General features: G+C 50.2%; 15 protein-coding genes, 1 tRNA gene and 1 pseudogene. 4 read left to right on the top strand and 13 right to left on the bottom strand.

Annotated elements, in window-relative coordinates:
* Positions 1–5: 5 nt before the first annotated feature.
* Positions 6–956: a DUF481 domain-containing protein gene (locus tag EYR25_RS18035; protein WP_243729912.1), complete on the top strand. Its 951-nt coding sequence runs from the start codon at positions 6–8 to the stop codon at positions 954–956.
* A gap of 2 nt (positions 957–958) precedes the next feature.
* Here EYR25_RS18035 and EYR25_RS18030 read toward each other — a convergent pair whose 3' ends face one another.
* Positions 959–1,522, bottom strand: a complete 564-nt coding sequence (locus EYR25_RS18030) for an MliC family protein (RefSeq protein ID WP_425057231.1) — start codon at positions 1,520–1,522, stop codon at positions 959–961.
* Positions 1,523–1,959: 437 nt separating this feature from the next.
* On the opposite strand from EYR25_RS18030, the gene EYR25_RS18025 reads away from it, so the two are divergent.
* Entirely contained in the window at positions 1,960–2,574 is a 615-nt protein-coding gene (locus tag EYR25_RS18025) for a hypothetical protein (protein ID WP_133181962.1), read from the top strand.
* 116 nt (positions 2,575–2,690) lie between these two features.
* Complete coding sequence (locus tag EYR25_RS18020) at positions 2,691–4,034, top strand: M48 family metallopeptidase (RefSeq protein ID WP_133181960.1); 1,344 nt, start codon at positions 2,691–2,693, stop codon at positions 4,032–4,034.
* Between the two features lie 45 nt (positions 4,035–4,079).
* Here EYR25_RS18020 and EYR25_RS18015 read toward each other — a convergent pair whose 3' ends face one another.
* The 5 genes from EYR25_RS18015 to fdhD all read right to left on the bottom strand — a co-directional run bounded on the left by EYR25_RS18015 (position 4,080) and on the right by fdhD (position 7,782).
* Positions 4,080–4,304 (bottom strand): sulfurtransferase TusA family protein, encoded by a 225-nt coding sequence (locus tag EYR25_RS18015; RefSeq protein ID WP_133181958.1) that lies wholly within the window; start codon positions 4,302–4,304, stop codon positions 4,080–4,082.
* A 20-nt stretch (positions 4,305–4,324) separates the two neighbouring features.
* Positions 4,325–5,362: a YeeE/YedE family protein gene (locus EYR25_RS18010; RefSeq protein WP_207953663.1), complete on the bottom strand. Its 1,038-nt coding sequence runs from the start codon at positions 5,360–5,362 to the stop codon at positions 4,325–4,327.
* Positions 5,363–5,372: 10 nt separating this feature from the next.
* Positions 5,373–5,606, bottom strand: coding sequence for a sulfurtransferase-like selenium metabolism protein YedF (gene yedF, locus EYR25_RS18005; protein ID WP_011070517.1), 234 nt, complete (start codon positions 5,604–5,606; stop codon positions 5,373–5,375).
* Positions 5,606–6,820, bottom strand: a complete 1,215-nt coding sequence (yedE, locus tag EYR25_RS18000; protein WP_023265880.1) for a selenium metabolism membrane protein YedE/FdhT — start codon at positions 6,818–6,820, stop codon at positions 5,606–5,608. Before yedE ends, yedF begins: the two co-directional genes overlap by 1 nt.
* A gap of 125 nt (positions 6,821–6,945) precedes the next feature.
* Positions 6,946–7,782, bottom strand: a complete 837-nt coding sequence (fdhD, locus tag EYR25_RS17995; RefSeq protein WP_023265881.1) for a formate dehydrogenase accessory sulfurtransferase FdhD — start codon at positions 7,780–7,782, stop codon at positions 6,946–6,948.
* A 141-nt stretch (positions 7,783–7,923) separates the two neighbouring features.
* Between fdhD and EYR25_RS21230 the strand changes: the two genes are divergently transcribed.
* Positions 7,924–8,018 (top strand) — tRNA-Sec (locus tag EYR25_RS21230).
* A gap of 93 nt (positions 8,019–8,111) precedes the next feature.
* On the opposite strand, the pseudogene selB reads toward EYR25_RS21230, so the two are convergent.
* The 7 genes and pseudogenes from selB to hutH form a co-directional block, all read right to left on the bottom strand.
* Positions 8,112–9,905, bottom strand: a pseudogene (gene selB / locus EYR25_RS21570) (selenocysteine-specific translation elongation factor); the annotation flags it as partial.
* Between the two features lie 2 nt (positions 9,906–9,907).
* Positions 9,908–11,329 (bottom strand): L-seryl-tRNA(Sec) selenium transferase, encoded by a 1,422-nt coding sequence (gene selA, locus EYR25_RS17985; RefSeq protein WP_133181956.1) that lies wholly within the window; start codon positions 11,327–11,329, stop codon positions 9,908–9,910.
* A gap of 57 nt (positions 11,330–11,386) precedes the next feature.
* Positions 11,387–12,295 (bottom strand): formate dehydrogenase accessory protein FdhE, encoded by a 909-nt coding sequence (fdhE, locus tag EYR25_RS17980; protein WP_133181954.1) that lies wholly within the window; start codon positions 12,293–12,295, stop codon positions 11,387–11,389.
* On the bottom strand, positions 12,295–12,936 hold the full coding sequence (locus EYR25_RS17975; RefSeq protein ID WP_133181952.1) for a formate dehydrogenase subunit gamma: 642 nt from the start codon (positions 12,934–12,936) through the stop codon (positions 12,295–12,297). Before EYR25_RS17975 ends, fdhE begins: the two co-directional genes overlap by 1 nt.
* Positions 12,933–13,847 (bottom strand): formate dehydrogenase subunit beta, encoded by a 915-nt coding sequence (gene fdxH / locus EYR25_RS17970; RefSeq protein WP_023265886.1) that lies wholly within the window; start codon positions 13,845–13,847, stop codon positions 12,933–12,935. The genes EYR25_RS17975 and fdxH overlap by 4 nt, the downstream gene beginning before the upstream one ends.
* 2 nt (positions 13,848–13,849) lie before the next feature.
* Positions 13,850–16,864, bottom strand: coding sequence for a formate dehydrogenase-N subunit alpha (fdnG, locus tag EYR25_RS17965; RefSeq protein WP_084294827.1), 3,015 nt, complete (start codon positions 16,862–16,864; stop codon positions 13,850–13,852).
* Positions 16,865–17,468: 604 nt separating this feature from the next.
* Complete coding sequence (gene hutH / locus EYR25_RS17955) at positions 17,469–19,010, bottom strand: histidine ammonia-lyase (RefSeq protein WP_088212713.1); 1,542 nt, start codon at positions 19,008–19,010, stop codon at positions 17,469–17,471.
* Positions 19,011–19,053: the final 43 nt, after the last annotated feature.

Raw genomic sequence — 19,053 nt, 5'->3', positions numbered from 1 at the left:
CGTTTATGGCAATCATAAGCTGGCCAAGTGTTGCAGATACCGTCTTATTAAAAAATGGCGATAAAATTACTGGTGAAATTAAAAAATTCGACGAAGAGCATTTAGTCATTAAGCCCAGCTATTCTCCCAAAATATCCATAGAGCGAAGCGCGATTAAAAGCTTTGAAACCGATCAAAAGCAGCATTGGAGCATTAATCGCACGCTGAAGGATGTGAGCATACAGTCTTCCGAACTTGATGGTTTTGTGTTGGTTAACAATCAACAAACACCTATTAGCGAGTTGGTTTTTTCAGACCGAAAAAGTGACTCAGAGTGGCGCTATAGTGGCAGTGTTGAAGCTGCAATTGATGTCACCAGCAACACTAAAAATACCCAAAAACTCCATGCTAAAAGTGATATTACCGCCGAAACCTTACAATGGCGTCATAACCTTAAAAGTGAAGTGCGCTACGAAACTGAAGAGAAAACCACTAAACGCAATACGCTTGAGGCTCACTACAGCCTTGACTACCTTATCAGTGAGCATTGGTTATTGCGTCAAGAGGATTATTTTCAAGAAGATAGGCGCGATTTTCCGATAAGTAATTATTACGCCGCACTCGGTCCAGGTTATCGATTTTGGGGAATAGGGAGAGATAAACTGGATTTTGTTGTTACGTACAACCATTTTTGGTTGGAGACCCAAATTTTTACTTATCAACTCAACGCTTGGGCAGCCACACTTAACTACAAGCAATATTGGTTCGATGGCGTATTGGAGACCTATGCCGATCTCCAAATTGCCTTTCCTGATACGCCAACCATTGATTATATTTCTGACGCAACGCTAGGGCTTAAGTATCTGCTAACACAACAGATTTATCTCTCATTTAAATATGATATCAATCAGACTAAATCTGCTGCGCAGCATTCTCGGGATATTTCCTACAACCTAGGCTTAGGCGTTAACTTCTAAATTTACTGAGGTTTTACCACGCAGGTCATTTCTGGCGCTTCGTATCCCCAAACAATTTTAACTTCGCCATGGTGTTCCCATAGGCTTTCGTTGCGCCCCTGATACTTAGCGCCGCTGCCACTTGGCTGAACAAACATCAAGGAAGTTTGATCGCCACGTTCGGCTATCAGAGTAGCTGGCTCAGTCTTAAAGTAACTCACCACGACTTCATTCGCAGGATTGCCATCGCAGGCATAAAATACCGGCCCAGTCATTTCCACCAAACGATATTGCGCCTGTAGCTCGGCAATCCGCGTCTGGTAACTCGACTCGATACAGGCACGTTTATCTTCACTCTTCCAACATTCATTGCGACCTTTGACCCAACCCCGCTGCATGGCTTTTAATACTGGAGGTTGTTCATTTTTAGCTTTATCAGTGGCCTTGGCATACACCTCAGCCAATTTTTGGTCGAGCTTAGTTAAGCCTTCATCCTGACACACCATCTCTTCGATACTGCCCGCTTCAACCTTGCCACAGTCAAAGGAAGGCTTTTCTGCGGCCATAGCAGACATACTCAAGGCCATGATGGCTAACAGCCCTACTATTCCTGCGTTTTGCGTATTGATGATCTTAGTTAACGTCATACTTTTATTCCCTTATATCAACGACCAATCACTATTCATTGCCATAGCTAACGCCATACCAGCTTAACCGAAGCTGACTTAAGCAAAATACGCTTACCGAACAGGCAAAAATCAGCACTAATGCACAAATACCACTCAATGCCTGCTCTACATGCTAACGGCTTTTCACAAACACGAATAAGTGTAGTGCAGCCTTGTGGGTTATCCCAAGAGTGCCCACTGAATCGGACACTTTTAAACTGAACACGCGGACACATTCAGGCCGACTAGGCGGACACCATTTTTATCGCAATGATAAATAAGGAATATTTTATTGGCACGGACTCTGCTTATACCGGAGTGTTAATCACAAACTCTCATTCATACAAGGAAGCATTATGAACACTCGCACTAAAGTATTCGGCGGTTTATTGATCCTCGCACTTATCCCCTGTGGAATTTGGGCTGCACAGCAGGTAAGCACTCGGTCATCTAGCGAAACCAATATTTCAATCAATAGCAGCAACTATCCTGACTTTTCGTGGATTTATGTGCGCCAAGATGGCGAGCTCACGATAGGCGCAGGTGAGAGCCAAGATTGGAATAAACTCAAACGCCAAGGCAATGCTTATCCAACCGACTATCTGTGGGTCAAAACCGCCGGAAAAAGCTATGTGATTACCGATCCAGCCCTTGTAAATCAAGTGAAAGAGGCTGTGCGCCCAATGCAACTGCAAGGCGAAAAGATGCAGCGCCTGGGTGAACAAATGCAGGTTAAAGGCGATGCCATCAGCGCCGAAACCAGTAAACTCTTAATCAATCTCACCTCAAATGAAAAAGATACTGAGGTTAACGCGCAAATCGAAAGTCTAGGCGCGTCGATGGAAGTGATGGGTAAAGAGATGGAACAACTCGGTGAAGAACACCAAGCATTAGTCGATGTGGCCGAGAAGCAGGTTTACGAGCTTGCGCAAAACGCGATAAAAAATGGCACCGCAGTACTAGCACCTTAGGCCATTTTTAGCACTTAAGGGTAAATTATCGGTTATTCCAGTTATAGAGATTGAATTTCCTAGTGAAATTGACTATTTTCACGCCGCTTTGTTATTTCACTAGGAAAAGGATCAACATGGAACAAGCGATTAGCACAGGGAACGACAACCCCATTCAAATGGCCGATACCGTCTATTCGAAAGAAAAGTCACTGTTTGCAATTTTAGCGATTATTTCAGGGCTAATTTGGGCCGTGCTGATCTTAGCCACCAAAGGTCTCGCCCTGATTTATGTGCTGATGTTTTTCATCATTTACCTCTTTACCCACTCGGCGTTTATCAGCTACTTAAGGGGCACGGCGGTTGAAATCAGCCCTGAGCAGTTCCCCGATTTACACAAACAATACCTCGCCTGCTGCGAGCGTTTAGAGATTAAAGAACCGCCCCGCGCCTACCTGTTAGCCGCCGATGGCATGCTAAATGCCCTCGCCACCCGCTTTTTACGCCGTAACTACATAGTGCTGTTCTCATCGATTGTGGATGCACTCGAGTCCGATAAAGATGCCCTTAACTTCTATATCGGCCATGAGCTGGGCCATATTCGCCGTAACCATATTGGTAAAGAGCCGCTGTTAGTGTTCGCCACTTGGTTGCCGTTAGTAGGCGCCGCCTATGCTCGCGCCTGTGAATACACCTGCGACTTACACGGCTTGCGTTGCTGTAATAGCCTACGCTCGGCCACCAATGCGGTTGCTGTTTTAGCCGCTGGGGTTGAGCAGTGGAAACGGATGAATGTGGATCAATATATTCGCCAAACCCAAGAGTCGAGCGGATTTTGGATGTCCTTCCATGAGCTCAATAGCAGCTATCCATGGCTGACTAAACGTATGGCAAGAGTACAAGCAACCGCACAGGGCAAAATGTATGCAGCGCCTTCTCGCAGCGTATTCGCCTACCTCTTTAGCCTGTTTATGCCACGTATGGGCACCGCGGGCGGCGGGATTATCATCCTTGCGGCCATTATCGGTGTGGCCGCTGCGGTCGCGATTCCCGCATATAAGGAATACCAAGAGAAAGCGGGCGCAGCCAGCATTAACTATGATGATGCCAACTACGCTACCAGTACTCCGCAAATGGAGACTGAGCCCGCTAACGTGCCCGATGCCGCACTGGCAATCGAGCATATCGACCAGTTACATCAATCATTAGCGCCTATTACCGAGGTGCTGACTCAGTACTACCAAAGCCATAAAGCTTGGCCGACTGAGTTAGAGCCGCTAGGTTTTAGCGATGAGCAGTTAACCACCTTTAACCTTTATTCCGAGGGGATTGTTGGTTTTGTAGCCGGCGAAGCCTTAGGTGATTATCAAGGTTATGAGGTGTATCTGTCGCCCCAAGTTGACGAGCAAGACAATGTCACTTGGGTATGTAGCAGTAACGGTATTCCCGACGAATATTTACCTGCCGATTGCCAAGGCTAAGATCAAAAAGCGCTGCCAATGCAGCGCTTTTTACTTTAGGACAAATTAACCTTTTTGAATCGTCATTGTCCAAGCAGCATCACCCTTTTGCGCAAAGTGAATTACTTCGTGCCCAGCCTCTGCGGCCCAGCGCGGAATATTTTCAGTTGCTTGGCCACAATCGTAATCCAACACCACTTTATCACCCGTCTCAAGACTGGTGATTAAACGTTGCAACTCAATTAAAGGAAAAGGGCATAACTTACCCGTTGTGTCGAGATAGTGTTCCATATACAGCTCCTTTATCGAAATTAAATCTGCGCAAGGCGCATCGGCCTCAGTAGCGCAAAATAGTTAAAGCACCAACTACCCAATAAAATAGCAGGAATAAATAGCCAGCCTTGCCACGACAAATAGGCTGTACCAACCAGTGCGTTACCCAGCATACAGCCACCAGCAAGCCCACTGCCTACTCCCATAAACAAACCACCTACAAACCCAAACAATACGACTTTATGTCCAGGATAGCGCCAGCGCTGCTCAGCACTACCTCGGGCGGCAATGAAGGCACCGGCAAATAGCCCTAAGAGGAAATATCCAGGCCAACTAAAAAACTTAGTGTTGCCTGTGGTGATAAGATCCCATAATTGCGCACTTGGGCCACTGATCCCCACGCTGCCAACCCGACCGCTCTCAAGGCTGGCTGGCCAAGCCAGCAGCGCTAGCAAACCAATCATTAGAGCTGTTACAAAAGGATGCCAACGCGCCTCAAACAACCAATGAGCTATCCCCGTTTTACGAGGCGCCATTAGCGCTACCGGACGTTTGCGGCGCTTGAGATAACTCAATGCCAACCATAATGTGAGTGCGACGAGAGCAAACACGATCACCCAAGGGGAAACGCCTAAAGTTTGATAGAGGGTTTGATCCTCAAGTTGATGCTGTTTCAAAGGCTTAAGAAGCCCTTTCATCTCATCAAGGCGCACAAATTTACTGGCAACAATAAAACCAAGCACCGCCATCACACTGGCTGCCAATCCTTCGGCTGCACGGTAATAGGCACCAGTAGAGCAACTTCCCGCTGCAGCCATCCCTACACCAAACAATATTCCACCCACTAAGGTGGCCAACCAGGGAAAATGCCCTTCGGGCAATTTAACCCAGCCCCACTCATAGAACAGAAACAGCCCTAAACTTTGGATGCTGATGGCGATCAAAATCGCGATCACCATGGTAAAGTCACGTTGCAGATAGGTATCGCGGATCCCTCCCGCCATACAGAATCTGCCCCTTTGCATCACAAAGCCCATAGCCAAACCAATCCCTAAGCCACTGATGATAGTTAGCATAGCCCTATCCTCAGCGCTGGATCAGGTAACGAATCGTTGGCCCGTTTTGCTCAATTTCTAGCACTTTATAGCCATGATTCTTGGCATCGAGTGGAATATTATTGATTGACTGTGGGCAGTCACTGATCACTTCTAATATTTCCCCTGGCTTCAGTGTCGGCATAGCCTCAAGGGTCGCCACTGCAGGATAAGGGCAAGGCTCGCCCACCATATCGAGTTGATAATCTGGAATATATTGACTCATTACGCCGCCTCCGCGATCAGTTGTTCATCCCGCTTTGCCTTACGGGCAAAAAAACGTTTTTCCCACAGCAACATGGCCGCAAACGACAGCGCCAGCAGCAGATAAGTCAGCAATAAACCGCCCTTATCACCAAAGCTTGAAAGCAAGTTAACCTTGTCCCAACTTGTGGCTAATGGCTGGGCTAAATCATCCCAGTAATAGGCCAGCAGGGTTGAACCCAACACGTTGCCTAAACCAACCCACCAGAAATGTACTTGACCTTCAACGGCGCGGTACATCCAACCTGTCTCACAACCACCCGCCAGTACAATGCCAAAGCCAAATAGCAGACCACCAATCACCGCATTCGGGCCAGCCCACATAATTTTGGGCGGCACACCTAATTGCACATAGCTATAAATCCCGATGGCACTCACCGCCATACCGAGAATAATCGCCTTAGCCATATGGGTGCGTCCGGTGATCCACATATCGCGAAATGCCGAGGTAAAGCAGATTTGCGCCCGCTCAATCAACAGACCAAAACCCACACCGCAGAGCATAGCGATACCTAGCTTAGGCGCATTGAACATCGTCAGTAATCCCCAGCCGATAATGGCCGCGAACACTAACATGCCAATACGAAAACGTCGTCTGGCTTGGTTTTCATCCTGTTTAACCGAAGTCGCCTTATCGACTTTCTTCAATTTCACCGGAATGCGGAACATAGGCAGCAGGGTAAAACGCGCACCAAAGTAAGAGCCCGCCGCCGTCGCCAAAGCAAAAAACCACGCATGTAAGGAAAACTGCGGAATCCCAGTGAAGAAGGCCGCTAAGTTACAACCCATCGCTAAACGCGCACCAAAGCCAGCAATAATGCCGCCAATTAACGCCTGAGCGATGCGGATACGGCTCTGTGGCATACGCAGTTTGACGTTATTGGCCCACAGCGCCGCCGCAATACAACCACCAAACATGCCGATGATCATCATGCCGTCGATACGGTCTAAGGGAGAACCCTGTAAACCAATCACCTTGAAATAACCCCAAGTTTCAGGGTTCGCGCCTATAAGTTGCAATAAGTGCCCACCCCAGCGAGTAAATTCCCCCGTGACAGCCCAAAAAGTGCCAGTTAAACCAAAATAGTAAGTAGAAAGGATACCGGCGGCGATAACCGCAGGCATAGGAGCCCAAAAACGGACTAAATATTGTTGTTTAAATTGTTGCCATGTCATGTCATTACCCTAATGAACGAGACTATAAAAAATAAGCGCGGAGCTTATACCTGTTGCCACACAAGCAAGGCACAATTCCTTAAAAAATAAGGCGCTAAAGAATCTTAATTGTGTGGCGACACGCTTTAGATAGCTTTTGCTAAACAGGCACGATTCTGCCCCAATAGCCGATAGCCGTGGGTGTAGAGCGTAGCTCTGCCATTACGACAAAAACCGATAAGCGTGATGTTGCTTTTCTCTGCTAATTCCAACGCCAGTGAGGTCACGGCGGACATAGCAAACAGAATTTGGATATTGGCACTGGCGGCCTTTTGCACCATTTCGAAACTGGCGCGACTGGTGAGCAACACGGCGACAGGTCGCTCTGCCTTACGCATTGAAAATCCACCGATTAATTTATCCAGTGCGATGTGCCGACCTATGTCCTCAAAGGCGGCGATGATTTGTCCTTCCGCATCTAAGCCCATGGCAGCGTGGGTCGCCCCAGTAAGCTTAAAGTGATGCTGATTTTCCTTAAGTTGCCCAAGCGCGACTTGAAGATGATCGATATTAAATCTGGCGTCCGAGTCTACGCGGATAACGGGCTTAACCGCCTCTTCTAGCTGCGCAACACCACAGAGTCCGCAACCCGTGCGCCCTGCCATATTACGCCGCTGCTGCTTGAGTTCCATAAAGCATCTTTGGGTGATCTCTACCTGAATGAGCACGCCTTCGGGAGTAAACTCCAGATCCACACCTTTGATTTCATTCACATGGGAAACAATTCGCTCCGACAAGGTAAAGCCAATCGCGAACTCTTCGAGATTTTCTGGGCTGGCGAGCATCACAGTGTGGGCGATGCCGTTATACACCAGTGCCACTCGCACCTCGTTAGCCACATAATCGGTTAACTCGGAAGCCTGTCCCTGTTCTAAAAGGGTCACCTTTCTTTCAGTAACCACGGCGTGTGAATGATATTCCATAGCGACCCTCTAAAATCATAAATTCAAATAAAAACAATTGGTTTGCCAATAAAGTTCGACTCAAGTCACAAAGTGGCTAACTAAATACGAATGCACTTGATTCAGGTTTATGCATTTTCTACTATCGGTTTGTCTTCTATTGGAAGAACGTCGTCTCCGGTGAGGCGTCCGGACTTCAAATCCGGGTAGGGCTGCCAGCAGTCCTGGGTAGGTTCGACTCCTATGTTCTTCCGCCAATTCTCATGGGAATAAAACAGTTCCCCATCCCGGATCTCCCGACTGTTACTGCGATACTTCCTACGGGTAAAACCACTGCGGTCAAAAAACTCCAACAGCTGAATACTGACCTTGCGGCCTAGGCCAATCAGATCCTTAAACTCTGCGGTTTCGAGCTTGCCGTGGGTTTCCACATGCTCACGCACCAGATTGGCGTAGTGGCACAACTGCTCGCTCAGCAGATATCTGTCCTTCACTACGGCGGTAATAAAGCCCTGTTGCACCAGTTGAAAACACAGCAATCTGAGTTTGGCGGGCTCGAGTTCCAGATATTCACCCATCTCAGTCACCCACACGGGCGAGGTTTGCAGCGCCAACCAAGGGGCCAAGCGTTGCCAGCATTGCTGCGCCTCACTATCGAGGACAATCCTGTGATCCGCCAACTGTAGTAAGGCGCCGCGCAGCACCATCTGTCCGTCTTGGCAGAGGCTATCGAGCACCTTATTGGCAAGCTCGCTAGGCAATACGCTGTGGCTCATGCGTTGTAGGCGATTACGCCCCAGCCCTAATTGGTCGGGGTGCTGTTGGTGATATTCACGTAGCAGATCGATAAATTGCTGTTTTTCTTGCTCAAGTAACTGGGTCGATAGCCCATAGGCTCCGAGGCGAGTCAGCCCCGCCTGCGCCAGCATGGCAGCCAGCCCTTCATCGGTTAGCTGCCAGCGCCAACGGATTTCATCGATACTGAGCGCCTCACTCTGACCAAGTAACGCCAGCACATTTACCGGATTGGAGAGCTGAGCCAGCTGTTGCAACTTACTGACACGCTCCGGCGTGCGCTTCTTACGATTAGGAACTTTTAATGCCAGCACCCGCCCCGCGCCCAGCGTTTGCTTGCCGCCAATATGCCTAAGCACTATCGGGTCGTCTTGGCATAACAGCAGTGGCTTATCGAGCACAATTTCGGCCAGATAACGCCCCTGCTCATCGGCCTCATCCAGAAGCGATACTCGCCCTAAGGTGTGGTCGGCTCCGTGGTGACAATGCACATTTTGCCAATGGGTTAAGGGTTCGAAACTGCGAATTTGCACTACGGGTCTGGCGCACAACTCAGCTTGAGGCAGACTGCTTAACCAGTCGCCGCGGGCGGGCGACCTATGGTTATCAACACCAGTAAGATTTAAGGCGACCCGAGTGCCACTCAAGGCCCTGTGGACTTCCATCCCTTGGCAGTGAATGCCGCGCACCCGTAATTTCGCTTTTTGCCCAGAGCTGTAGAGGCTATCGCCAATACACACACTGCCGCTAATCACTGTGCCAGTGACCACACAGCCGGCACCTTTAACGCTAAAGGCGCGATCGAGCGTCATCCTAAAGCTACTGGCATCTTCCGCTTGGGTCGATTGCTGCTCGGCAATATCCAAAATATGTTGTTTAAGGGTTTCTACTCCTGCATCGCCTGCATCATTCGCGCAAACCTCAAATACGCCACTGGCCTCGATACCGTATTCGGCAAGCAGCGCCATCCCCTCTTGAGTCAACTTGGCGGTGGTTTGGTCATCGACTAAATCCCGCTTGGTCAGCACTAAGGTCAAACTGTTTAGCGGTAAAAGCGCGAGGATTTGCAGATGTTCGCGGGTTTGCGGCATCACCCCGTCGTCACAGGCCAACACCAGCAGCGCGTGGCGCACATGGCTCACGCCCACCAGCATGTTATTGATAAATTTTTCATGGCCGGGCACGTCGATAAAGGCTAAGCGACTGCCATCTCGCAGTGGCATAAAGGCGTAGCCGAGGTCGATAGTCATGCCACGGCGTTTTTCTTCGGGGAGCCTGTCGGTGTTCATTCCCGTTAAGGCACGGATCAACGTGCTCTTGCCGTGGTCGACATGGCCCGCCGTGACCATAATCATAGCTGCACACCTAAGGTACTGAGTTCGGCTAACAATTCGGCCTCATCATCGATACCGCGCAAGTCGAGACGAAGTTGATCTTGGGTCATTCTGCCAATCACAGGCCGCTGCGCCTGCTTAAAATGCTGCTCGAGCAGCATTAAACTGCCGCCCTCTTGCGCGTTAAAGCACAGGGCGATTGAAGGTAAAAAGGTGTCTGGCTGCGAGCCGCTACCGACTTGGGTTTGGCACTCCACTAATTCGATGCCATAGCTCGGGGCAAACAGCGGTGCTAAGGCGCGCTGCAGGCGCTCACCGATTTGACGCAACTCAGCTTGGCTGCGGGCAAATTTAGCCATAATCGGCAGCTCCCGATCTAAGGTTTCGGGGTTGAGATAGTGGATCAGAGTAGCCTCTAGCGCCGCGAGAATCAGCTTGTCGCAGCGCAATGCACGCTTGAGCGGATGACTTTGAAGCTTATTAATCAACGCCTGTTTACCGACAATCAAACCCGATTGCGGGCCGCCGAGGAGTTTATCGCCGGAGAAGCTAACCAGATCGACGCCATCCGCCAACATGGCTTGGGGCGTCGGCTCCTGTTTCAGGCCAAAACGGCGTAAGTCGGTGAGTGAACCACTGCCAAGATCCGAGAGCAACGCGACACCTCGCTCGCGGCAGAGTTGGCCTAATCTGGCCTCATCCACCGAGGCAGTAAAACCACTGATATGGTAGTTACTGGTATGCACCTTCATGATGGCGGCGGTATTTTCGGTTATCGCCTGCTCATAGTCCTTGAGGTGAGTACGGTTAGTGCTGCCGACCTCCACTAAGGTGCAGCCCGCTTGGCGCATAATGTCTGGAATGCGAAAGGCGCCGCCGATTTCCACCAGCTCGCCGCGGGAGACAATCACTTCTTTGCCCGCCGCGACCGCCGACAACATCAGCAGCACAGCGGCGGCGTTGTTATTCACCACACAGCAGGCTTCTGCCCCTGTTAGGCGCTGGATTAATCCACTAATGGCATTATCCCGATGGCCGCGCTCACCGGCGGCTAATTCAAACTCCAGCGGCGTGGGATAACGCATCACAGAAGTCACCGCCCGAATGGCCGCCTCTGACTGTTGGGCGCGACCAAGATTGGTATGCAGTATGGTTCCCGTGAGGTTCCACACGGGCTTAAGACTATGGCTATAGTCCTTAGACAATTGATCAACCAAATATCCGCTCAGTAACGCCGGATTAGCACACCAAGCGGGCAAGCGCCGCTCTTGGGCAATCAGCTCACGTGCCGTGCGTAACTGACTGTCCAGCGCCGCTTTTACCGCCGCTTTACCATAGCGTTGCAGCAGGGGCGCCAATATCGCCTCGGCGAGCAGACTGTCCATCGACGGCAGCGCGCGGTACAGGGCTTGGGGTGTATCGGGTACTTGGGTCATCATTTGTATCATCTTGATAAATATAAGGGGAAGAGCTCAGTGAGCCCTTCCCAACTTTGGTTATTGCTCAGTTTCGTGGGCCAGCAGCAATGGATTGACCGTGGTCGCCCCAAAGCCTTTGGCATTTAGCTCACTGTCGAGCATCAGGGTCGCTAAGTCGTCGGCCGCCACATCCATCAGCGGTGACTTTTCAACGAACAGCATCTTGGTGTAACCATGGCATTCGTCGCAGCTCTCGATGCGCACCTGCGCCTTAGCATCATCGAATGACCAGAGCGTCGTCCCTTTATCCTGACCACAGCTAGTGCAGTGGGCGCGTATGTAATGCCATTCGCTCTCGCACAAACTGCAATGCAGATAACGCAAACCCGCTCTCGGCTGGTCGACGATTACGCTCGCCACAGGATGACAGCCGCAAATCGGGCATAGGTTCTGCTGCACGACTTTGCGTTGATCGATCCGTTTAATCACCATAGGTGCCCAATGGGACCAGTAGACCCCCATCGCCGCCCAGATAAACAAACTGAAGCGCGCGGGCACTTCGCTCATATGGCCCTGACGCAATGCACTGCCCCAGGAGGTGAGTTGTTCTGGGGATTGCTGCATCAACAAACGCAGCACTCGCGCCATATCCTCATCCACCTGCGGCAACAGATCGCTTAACAGTTGTTGTAGCAGTCCTTGCCAATAGCTATCTGCCTCTAAGCCCAAGTGGGAAAGCGGAATCGCTTCATCTTTCCCCCAAGCGAGAAGCTGACCGAAGTCAGCCTCCGCCGCCAATCTGGCCTGAATCGCAACCACACGGCGGCATAGCTCAAAGTAGTCGGCCAGCGGCGAGTCCTTAGCCAACGACAGCAAACGCTGCGCCCGTCTGTAATACACAGTTTTAGGGTCCACCGCCTTTAAGGGTTTAAGCTCCAGCGGCGATTCGCTGCCGGGGACCATAGGTATCTCGGCTGTATGACTCATTAATGTTTCTCCACGTCCGAATGTTCATCCAACATCAGCGGATGGTGTTTACGGCACCAAGCCTTAGAGACCTTGCCGTAAAGCATGCCTGTGATAGAACCTTCCACCCAGGTCGCCATCCAAAAGTGCACCATCACAAACATCAGCATGATCAAGGCACTAATGGCATGTAGCACGATCGCCCAGCCCACCACAGTGGCCGAGAAGTAAGGTGCAAAGTAGGGTTGCCACATGATGAATCCCGTCACGGTTAAGGTGATAGACGTCAGCACGAAGGCACGGAACAGCACTTTTTGACCAGGGTTGTAATGGCCGATAGGCGGGATTTTTTCCTCGTTCTCGAACATCACGTCCTTGATGGCAAGCATCCAAGCCAGATCGTGTTTTTCCCATTTGTTGTGGTGGTAATAACGCACCAACATCAACATCAGCGGTAAACACATCATCAGGCCGGCAATTGGGTGAATAAACTTCGCCAATTGCGGCGTGCCCGCTATCGCGCCCAACCATTGGAAGGAGGGATAGAAGAAGGAAAAGCCCGTCAGAAACGTGACTAGCCCCACGGCCACAATGAACCAATGACAGATGCGGTCGAACAGTTTGTGACGCACTACCATTTCTTGCTTGTTATGCTTGCTCATTTCTTGGCCTCCTCTTCCGCTTGCGCCTTGTCCTCTGGCGGCTGATAGCCGGGTTGGTCCTCTTCCACTATGTTGCGACCGACGGTGATCTTATGCAGGCAGGCCACAGCCGCCGTGGCAAGAAGTCCGACAGTACCTAGTGGTTTCACCCAGTCCTGCCACAGGGTGACAGATAATGGGATTTGCGGATCCTTTGGCATTTCGTAGGTTTCAGGCTGAGTGACATCGTGCAATATCATCAGCATGCCTGTACCACCCACGCCCTCAGGGTTGTAGAGTCCCGCCTTGGCAAAACCACGCTCTTTCAGCTCGTTAACACGCTTTTCTGCGGAGAACAGCATGTCTTCGCGCGTGCCAAAACGCAGCGCACCTGTGGTACAGGACTTAACGCAGGAAGGCTCAAGCCCAACAGCCAAGCGGTCAGAGCACATAGTGCACTTGTAGGCTTTGTTGTCGACGGCGCTGATCTTCGGGATATCGAATGGACAGGCACTGGCACAATAACCACAGCCAATACATTTGTCCGAATCGAAATCCACAGTGCCATTGGCATGTTGAACAATCGCGCCAGAGGTAGAACAGGCCTTTAAGCAGGCGGGATCCGCACAGTGCATACAAGCACTGTGGGTAAACTGCCAACGTAATTTGCCTTGGTCTTCGATCTCGTTGTACTTCATCAGGGTCCAGCACTCTGGGGACAGAGATGCTGGGTTTTGATAAGTCCCTTGGAACGAACCCACCTCTTCACGCAGGTCATTCCATTCGGAACAAGCGACCTGACAGGCTTTACAACCATTACACTTAGTCGCGTCAAACAGCTTCGCAATTTGCTTCACGCCACCGACTCTCGCCTGTGCAGGAGGAGTCGCTTGCGAAGTGCCGGAACGTTGAATGATATCTTGAGTCGCCATTATCAGACCTCCGCCTTTTCAACATTCACGAGGAACGCTTTGTACTCAGGCACACCCGTGTTGGCATCACCCATCTCAGTGGTAAGGACGTTACAGCTATAGGCCTTACGTGTGAGCGCGTTATGGCTGCCGTGACGTGGAATACCGAGTGTGTGTACCGTTTGACCATTGACCTGCAATGGGCGCATACGCTTAGTCACTAAGGCTTTGGTGAGAATGTGGCCACGTTTCGAGCTCACTTTCACCCAATCGCCATTCTTAATGCCTTTTTCTGCCGCCAATTGCTCATTCATTTCCACAAAGGTCTCTGGCATGGCAATCGCCGCTAAACGGCAGTGTGTCGTCCAGAAGTTAAAGTGTTCTGTGAGTGAGTAAGTGGTACAGGCGTATGGGTATTCCTCTTTAGTACCGATAGTGTCTTTCACCCCTTCGAACCAACGCAGCACAGGGCTGTGCACCACATTAGGATGCAGTGGGTTAGTGCCGATGGGCGACTCGACTGGCTCGTAATGCTCTGGGAACGGCCCTTCTTTCAGCAGTTTGAGCGCGAAGAAACGACCCACGCCTTCAGCCTGCATAATGAAAGGATGCGCACTTTCCTGTGGATTCAACTTGGCATTGAAGTCGGGCACGTCTATCCCTTCCCACTTGCCGTCTTTCCACTCGACAATTTTACGGTGCTCATCCCAAGGTTTACCGTTCACATCGCAAGAGGCACGGTTGTAGAGGACGCGGCGGTTAAGCGGCCATGCGAAGGCCCATCCCGGTGTAATGCCTTTACCCGATGGGTCATGATTATCGCGGCGAGCCATTTGGTTACCGGCTTCGGTCCAAGAACCCGCGTAAATCCAACAGGCACTCGCGGTACTACCATCGGCCTTCAGCTCAGCAAAGCTGCTGATTTGACGCTTGGTCGCGACATCATAACCATTCAACTCTTTCGTCAATTCGATAGAGCTTGGGTTGTGCGGATCGGTATAGTTCCAGTTAATCGCTTCAATCGGCTCAGGAAGTTTGCCGCCCTCTTCACGATATAACCTTCTCAACTCCAACAGCAGACCAGAAACAATCTCTGAGTCCGACATTGCTTCGCCTGGAGGATTAGCGCCTTTATAGTGCCATTGCATCCAGCGGCCAGAGTTCACGATCGAACCTTCTTCCTCTGCGAACACGGTCGCAGGTAGGCGGAAGACCTCGGTTTGAATACTGGCGGTATCGACCTCGTTGAAACCGGGTTCGTTTTGCCAGAAGGTGGCGGTTTCCGATGACAAGTTATCAAGCACTACTAGGTACTTAAGGTTACTCAGTGCCTTGATGTTCTTGTTACGGTTAGGCATGGAGTTAATGGCGTTAACCCCTTGCACTATGCAACCATTCACTTTGCCACGGTACATCATGTCCAGATGCTTACCGAAGTCATACATCTGATCCCACTTAGGTAACCACTGATAACCGAACTCGTTTTCAGGCGTAGCATGCTCACCCCAGAAGGCTTTGAGCAGGGACACATAAAACTTCGGATAGTTTTGCCAGTAGTTGGTTTGACCCGGGCGCAATGGCTTAGGCGTATTCGCCGCCAAGTGAGCCGCTAAGGTAGGTTCTTTATCGTTTGGCAGTTTTAGGTAACCGGGTAAACTTTGGGCCAATAGCCCCATGTCGGTTGAGCCTTGAACGTTGGCGTGACCACGCAATGCGTTAACACCACCGCCTAACTGACCAATGTTGCCCAGTAATAACTGGATCATCGCCATAGAACGGATGTTCTGCGCACCTTTACTATGGTGAGTCCAGCCCAGCGCATACATAAAGGTCGCCACACGATCTTTAGTATGAGTGCTCGCAATAGCATCACATACCACTTGGTAGTCAGCGATTGGCGTACCAGTGATATTAGTTACCGTTGCAAAATCATAACGTTCTACGTGTTGTTTGAGTAAGTTCCACACACAACGCGGGTGCTCAAGTGTTTCATCCACTTTGGCATAGCCGTCTTCGTCGAGTTGGTAGAACCAGGATTCTTTGTTGTACTCGCCTTTTGCTTCATCAAAGCCTGAGAATAGGCCGTCATGGAAGTCAAAATCATCCCGCACCAGATAACTGGCGTTGGTATAGGCTTTCACATAATCGAAGTTAACTTGATTGGTCGAAATCAAATAGCGAATCACACCCAGAAGGAATGCTATGTCAGTTCCTGAGCGGATTGGGGCATAGTGATCTGCCAATGACGCACTGCGGTTGAAACGTGGGTCAACCACAATCAACTTAGCATTGTTATGCTGCATAGCTTCTGTAACCCAGCCGAATCCGACAGGGTGAGCTTCTGCGGCATTACCGCCCATAATAATCACTACGTTAGAATTTTTAATATCGATCCAGTGGTTGGTCATGGCACCACGCCCAAATGTTGGAGCAAGACTTGCTACCGTTGGGGAGTGTCAGTTACGTGCAATAGTATCGATAGCTACAAGGCCTAAAGCGCGAGCAAACTTTTGTGTCGCTAAGCCACTTTCATTAGCCATACCGGATGAGGTCATCATCCCTGTGGTTAACCAACGGTTAACCGTTACGCCATCGGCGTTTTTCTCAATTAGGTTCGCATCACGGTCATCTTTCATTAAACGAGCAATACGTTTAAAGGCATCATGCCAGCTGATCCGTTCCCATTTGTTGCTGCCGGGGGCGCGATATTCTGGATACTGTAAACGGTGTGGACTGTTAACATAATCCACAAGGCCAGCACCCTTAGAGCACAATGCACCTCTGTTTACTGGATGATCGGCATCACCCTCGATATGGAAAATAGCATGTTCAGAGTTTTTACCCCCGCTGCCTTGGCTGTACATCAGCAGGCCACAACCGACCGAGCAATACGGACAGTTGTTACGGGTTTCTTTGGCTCCAATCAGCTTAAACTCTCGCACTGCTGCATAGGCCTTTTCGGACATCAATCCCAGCGCTGAAATCGCTGAGGTTGCCGCTCCGGCCGCACACAGTTTAAAAAACTGGCGTCTGTTCATAGCGTTCTCTCACACTTTTGTCGTTATGAGTTGGGTAATTGCAGTGGTAAAGCTGCAATCGTTTGAGTGAGTCAATAAAGACCTCACTTAATTTAAGATTATCCTTAAAGTGAAAATAGATAACAAATAATGACATGAGATCAAGATCTCAAATAGAAAACCACAGAACCTTAAACCAGAATACAATATTAAAAATATAAAAATCAGAGTTTAAATAAAAATATATCGCATTTAATAGCTTAAAAAACCAAAAATAACCAAAAGACATTTTGTCCACACACAAAGACCCATTTTGTCTCACAATCACCGACTTTGGTTATATAAGGAAAATTTACAGACAAAAAAGGAATAACAATGTTCTAAAACAGCTCCAATTCCGCTGTTTTAGACGGATAGACAGCCATAAAAACTGACAATGTAAAGATTGGATAAAAAAGCACTCATCCTGCGGTGTTAAACACACCTAAAGTGCAAAGCGCTAAAGCAGCCAATTAGTGGCTTAACTTAATAGAAAGGCATAGCAAATCGCTATGCCTTTCGCGTTATCGATAACTTTCAGCCCATAAAACCCACAACTGAGGTAGTTAGCGCCGAATGCTATCCGTTACAAGCTAGGCAACACACCTAGGGGCAAGTAAGCATTGAAGCTGGCGGTATAAAGCAGATCCGTAGCCGCATCGATATCCGGCGCAAAGTATCTGTCTTTATCATAGTAGGCAACCACTTCGCGCAGCTCGGCCTTCGCCTGTGCCACAGCTTTACTTGGCATTAACGGCGCGCGGAAGTCCAAACCTTGGGCGGCCGCCAATAACTCAACCGCTAACACGCCACGGGTGTTTTCGCTCATATCCCGTAAACGGCGCGCCGCAAAGGTCGCCATAGACACATGGTCTTCTTGGTTGGCCGAGGTAGGTAAACTGTCGACCGATGCTGGATGGGCATAGGTTTTGTTTTCAGAGGCCAATGCCGCCGCCGTCACTTGGGCGATCATAAAGCCCGAGTTCACCCCACCGTTTTTCACTAGGAAAGGAGGCAGTTTAGACAGACTAGAATCGATAAGCAGCGCGATACGACGCTCTGCAATCGCGCCTAATTCAGCAATCGCAATCGCCAAGTTATCGGCGGCCATAGCAACGGGCTCAGCGTGGAAGTTACCGCCGGAGATAATGTCGCCAGTATCTTGGAATACCAGCGGGTTATCGGTCACGCCATTGGCTTCAGTGCCTAACACTTCGGCCGCTTGACGGATTTGAGTTAAGCACGCACCTAATACCTGTGGTTGGCAGCGCAGTGAGTAAGGGTCTTGCACCTTCTCGCAGTTGAGGTGGCTTAAGCTGATTTCAGACTCTTCGCCCAGCAGATGACGGAACACCATGGCCGCGTCGATTTGTCCTTTCTGACCACGGGCTGCATGAATGCGTGGGTCAAATGGGCTGCGGCTACCCATGGCCGCCTCGACGCTCATGGCGCCAATCACTGAGCTGGCAGCAAATAAGTCTTCAGCGTGGAACAAGCCTTCCAGCGCCAGTGCCGTAGAAGCCTGAGTACCGTTGAGCAGGGCTAAGCCTTCCTTCGCGGCTAAATCGATCGGCTTGAGGCCCGCGATTTCTAAGCCTTCGGCGGCCGAAATAATCTGTCCTTGATAGCTCATCTCGCCTTCACCCAACAGCGGCAAACACATATGGGCTAACGGCGCTAAGTCGCCAGAGGCACCCACAGAGCCTTTTTCAGGCACGCAAGGATAAACCTCGGCATTCACTAGGCTGATAAGGAAGTTGATGACTTCTAAACGGATACCCGAGAAGCCACGGCTTAAGGAGTTGATCTTTAACACCATCATCAGGCGCACTGTGGCGTCCTGCATATATTGGCCCGTGCCCGCCGCGTGGGATAACACGATAGAGCGTTGCAGTAATTGCAGATCTTCCGGGGCAATCTTAGTGTTGGCCAGCAGACCAAAACCCGTGTTGATGCCGTAAACGGTGCGACCTTCATCCAGCACCTTTTGCACGATTTGCGCGCTGGTGTTGATCTCGGTAATCGCCTCTGGTGCCAGTTCGAGTGTCAGCTTATGGCGGCTGATTTCACGCAGTTGCGCCAGACTTAAACTGCCAGGCGTTAATACTAAATGATTGACTGATTTCATTTTTACATCCGTATTCTTGTCGTTGTTTTTCACGGTTTGTTGA

This window comes from Shewanella decolorationis (assembly GCF_004354305.1).
GTDB lineage: Bacteria > Pseudomonadota > Gammaproteobacteria > Enterobacterales > Shewanellaceae > Shewanella > Shewanella decolorationis.
This window is presented reverse-complemented; position numbering and strand designations above follow the sequence as displayed.

Coding starts and splice junctions, on each gene's coding strand:
- EYR25_RS18035 (WP_243729912.1), top strand. CDS start 6: ATGGCAATCATAAGCTGGCCAAGTGTTGCAGATACCGTCTTATTAAAA.
- EYR25_RS18030 (WP_425057231.1), bottom strand. CDS start 1,522: ATGGCCTTGAGTATGTCTGCTATGGCCGCAGAAAAGCCTTCCTTTGAC.
- EYR25_RS18025 (WP_133181962.1), top strand. CDS start 1,960: ATGAACACTCGCACTAAAGTATTCGGCGGTTTATTGATCCTCGCACTT.
- EYR25_RS18020 (WP_133181960.1), top strand. CDS start 2,691: ATGGAACAAGCGATTAGCACAGGGAACGACAACCCCATTCAAATGGCC.
- EYR25_RS18015 (WP_133181958.1), bottom strand. CDS start 4,304: ATGGAACACTATCTCGACACAACGGGTAAGTTATGCCCTTTTCCTTTA.
- EYR25_RS18010 (WP_207953663.1), bottom strand. CDS start 5,362: ATGCTAACTATCATCAGTGGCTTAGGGATTGGTTTGGCTATGGGCTTT.
- yedF (WP_011070517.1), bottom strand. CDS start 5,606: ATGAGTCAATATATTCCAGATTATCAACTCGATATGGTGGGCGAGCCT.
- yedE (WP_023265880.1), bottom strand. CDS start 6,820: ATGACATGGCAACAATTTAAACAACAATATTTAGTCCGTTTTTGGGCT.
- fdhD (WP_023265881.1), bottom strand. CDS start 7,782: ATGGAATATCATTCACACGCCGTGGTTACTGAAAGAAAGGTGACCCTT.
- selA (WP_133181956.1), bottom strand. CDS start 11,329: ATGATGACCCAAGTACCCGATACACCCCAAGCCCTGTACCGCGCGCTG.
- fdhE (WP_133181954.1), bottom strand. CDS start 12,295: ATGAGTCATACAGCCGAGATACCTATGGTCCCCGGCAGCGAATCGCCG.
- EYR25_RS17975 (WP_133181952.1), bottom strand. CDS start 12,936: ATGAGCAAGCATAACAAGCAAGAAATGGTAGTGCGTCACAAACTGTTC.
- fdxH (WP_023265886.1), bottom strand. CDS start 13,847: ATGGCGACTCAAGATATCATTCAACGTTCCGGCACTTCGCAAGCGACT.
- hutH (WP_088212713.1), bottom strand. CDS start 19,010: ATGAAATCAGTCAATCATTTAGTATTAACGCCTGGCAGTTTAAGTCTG.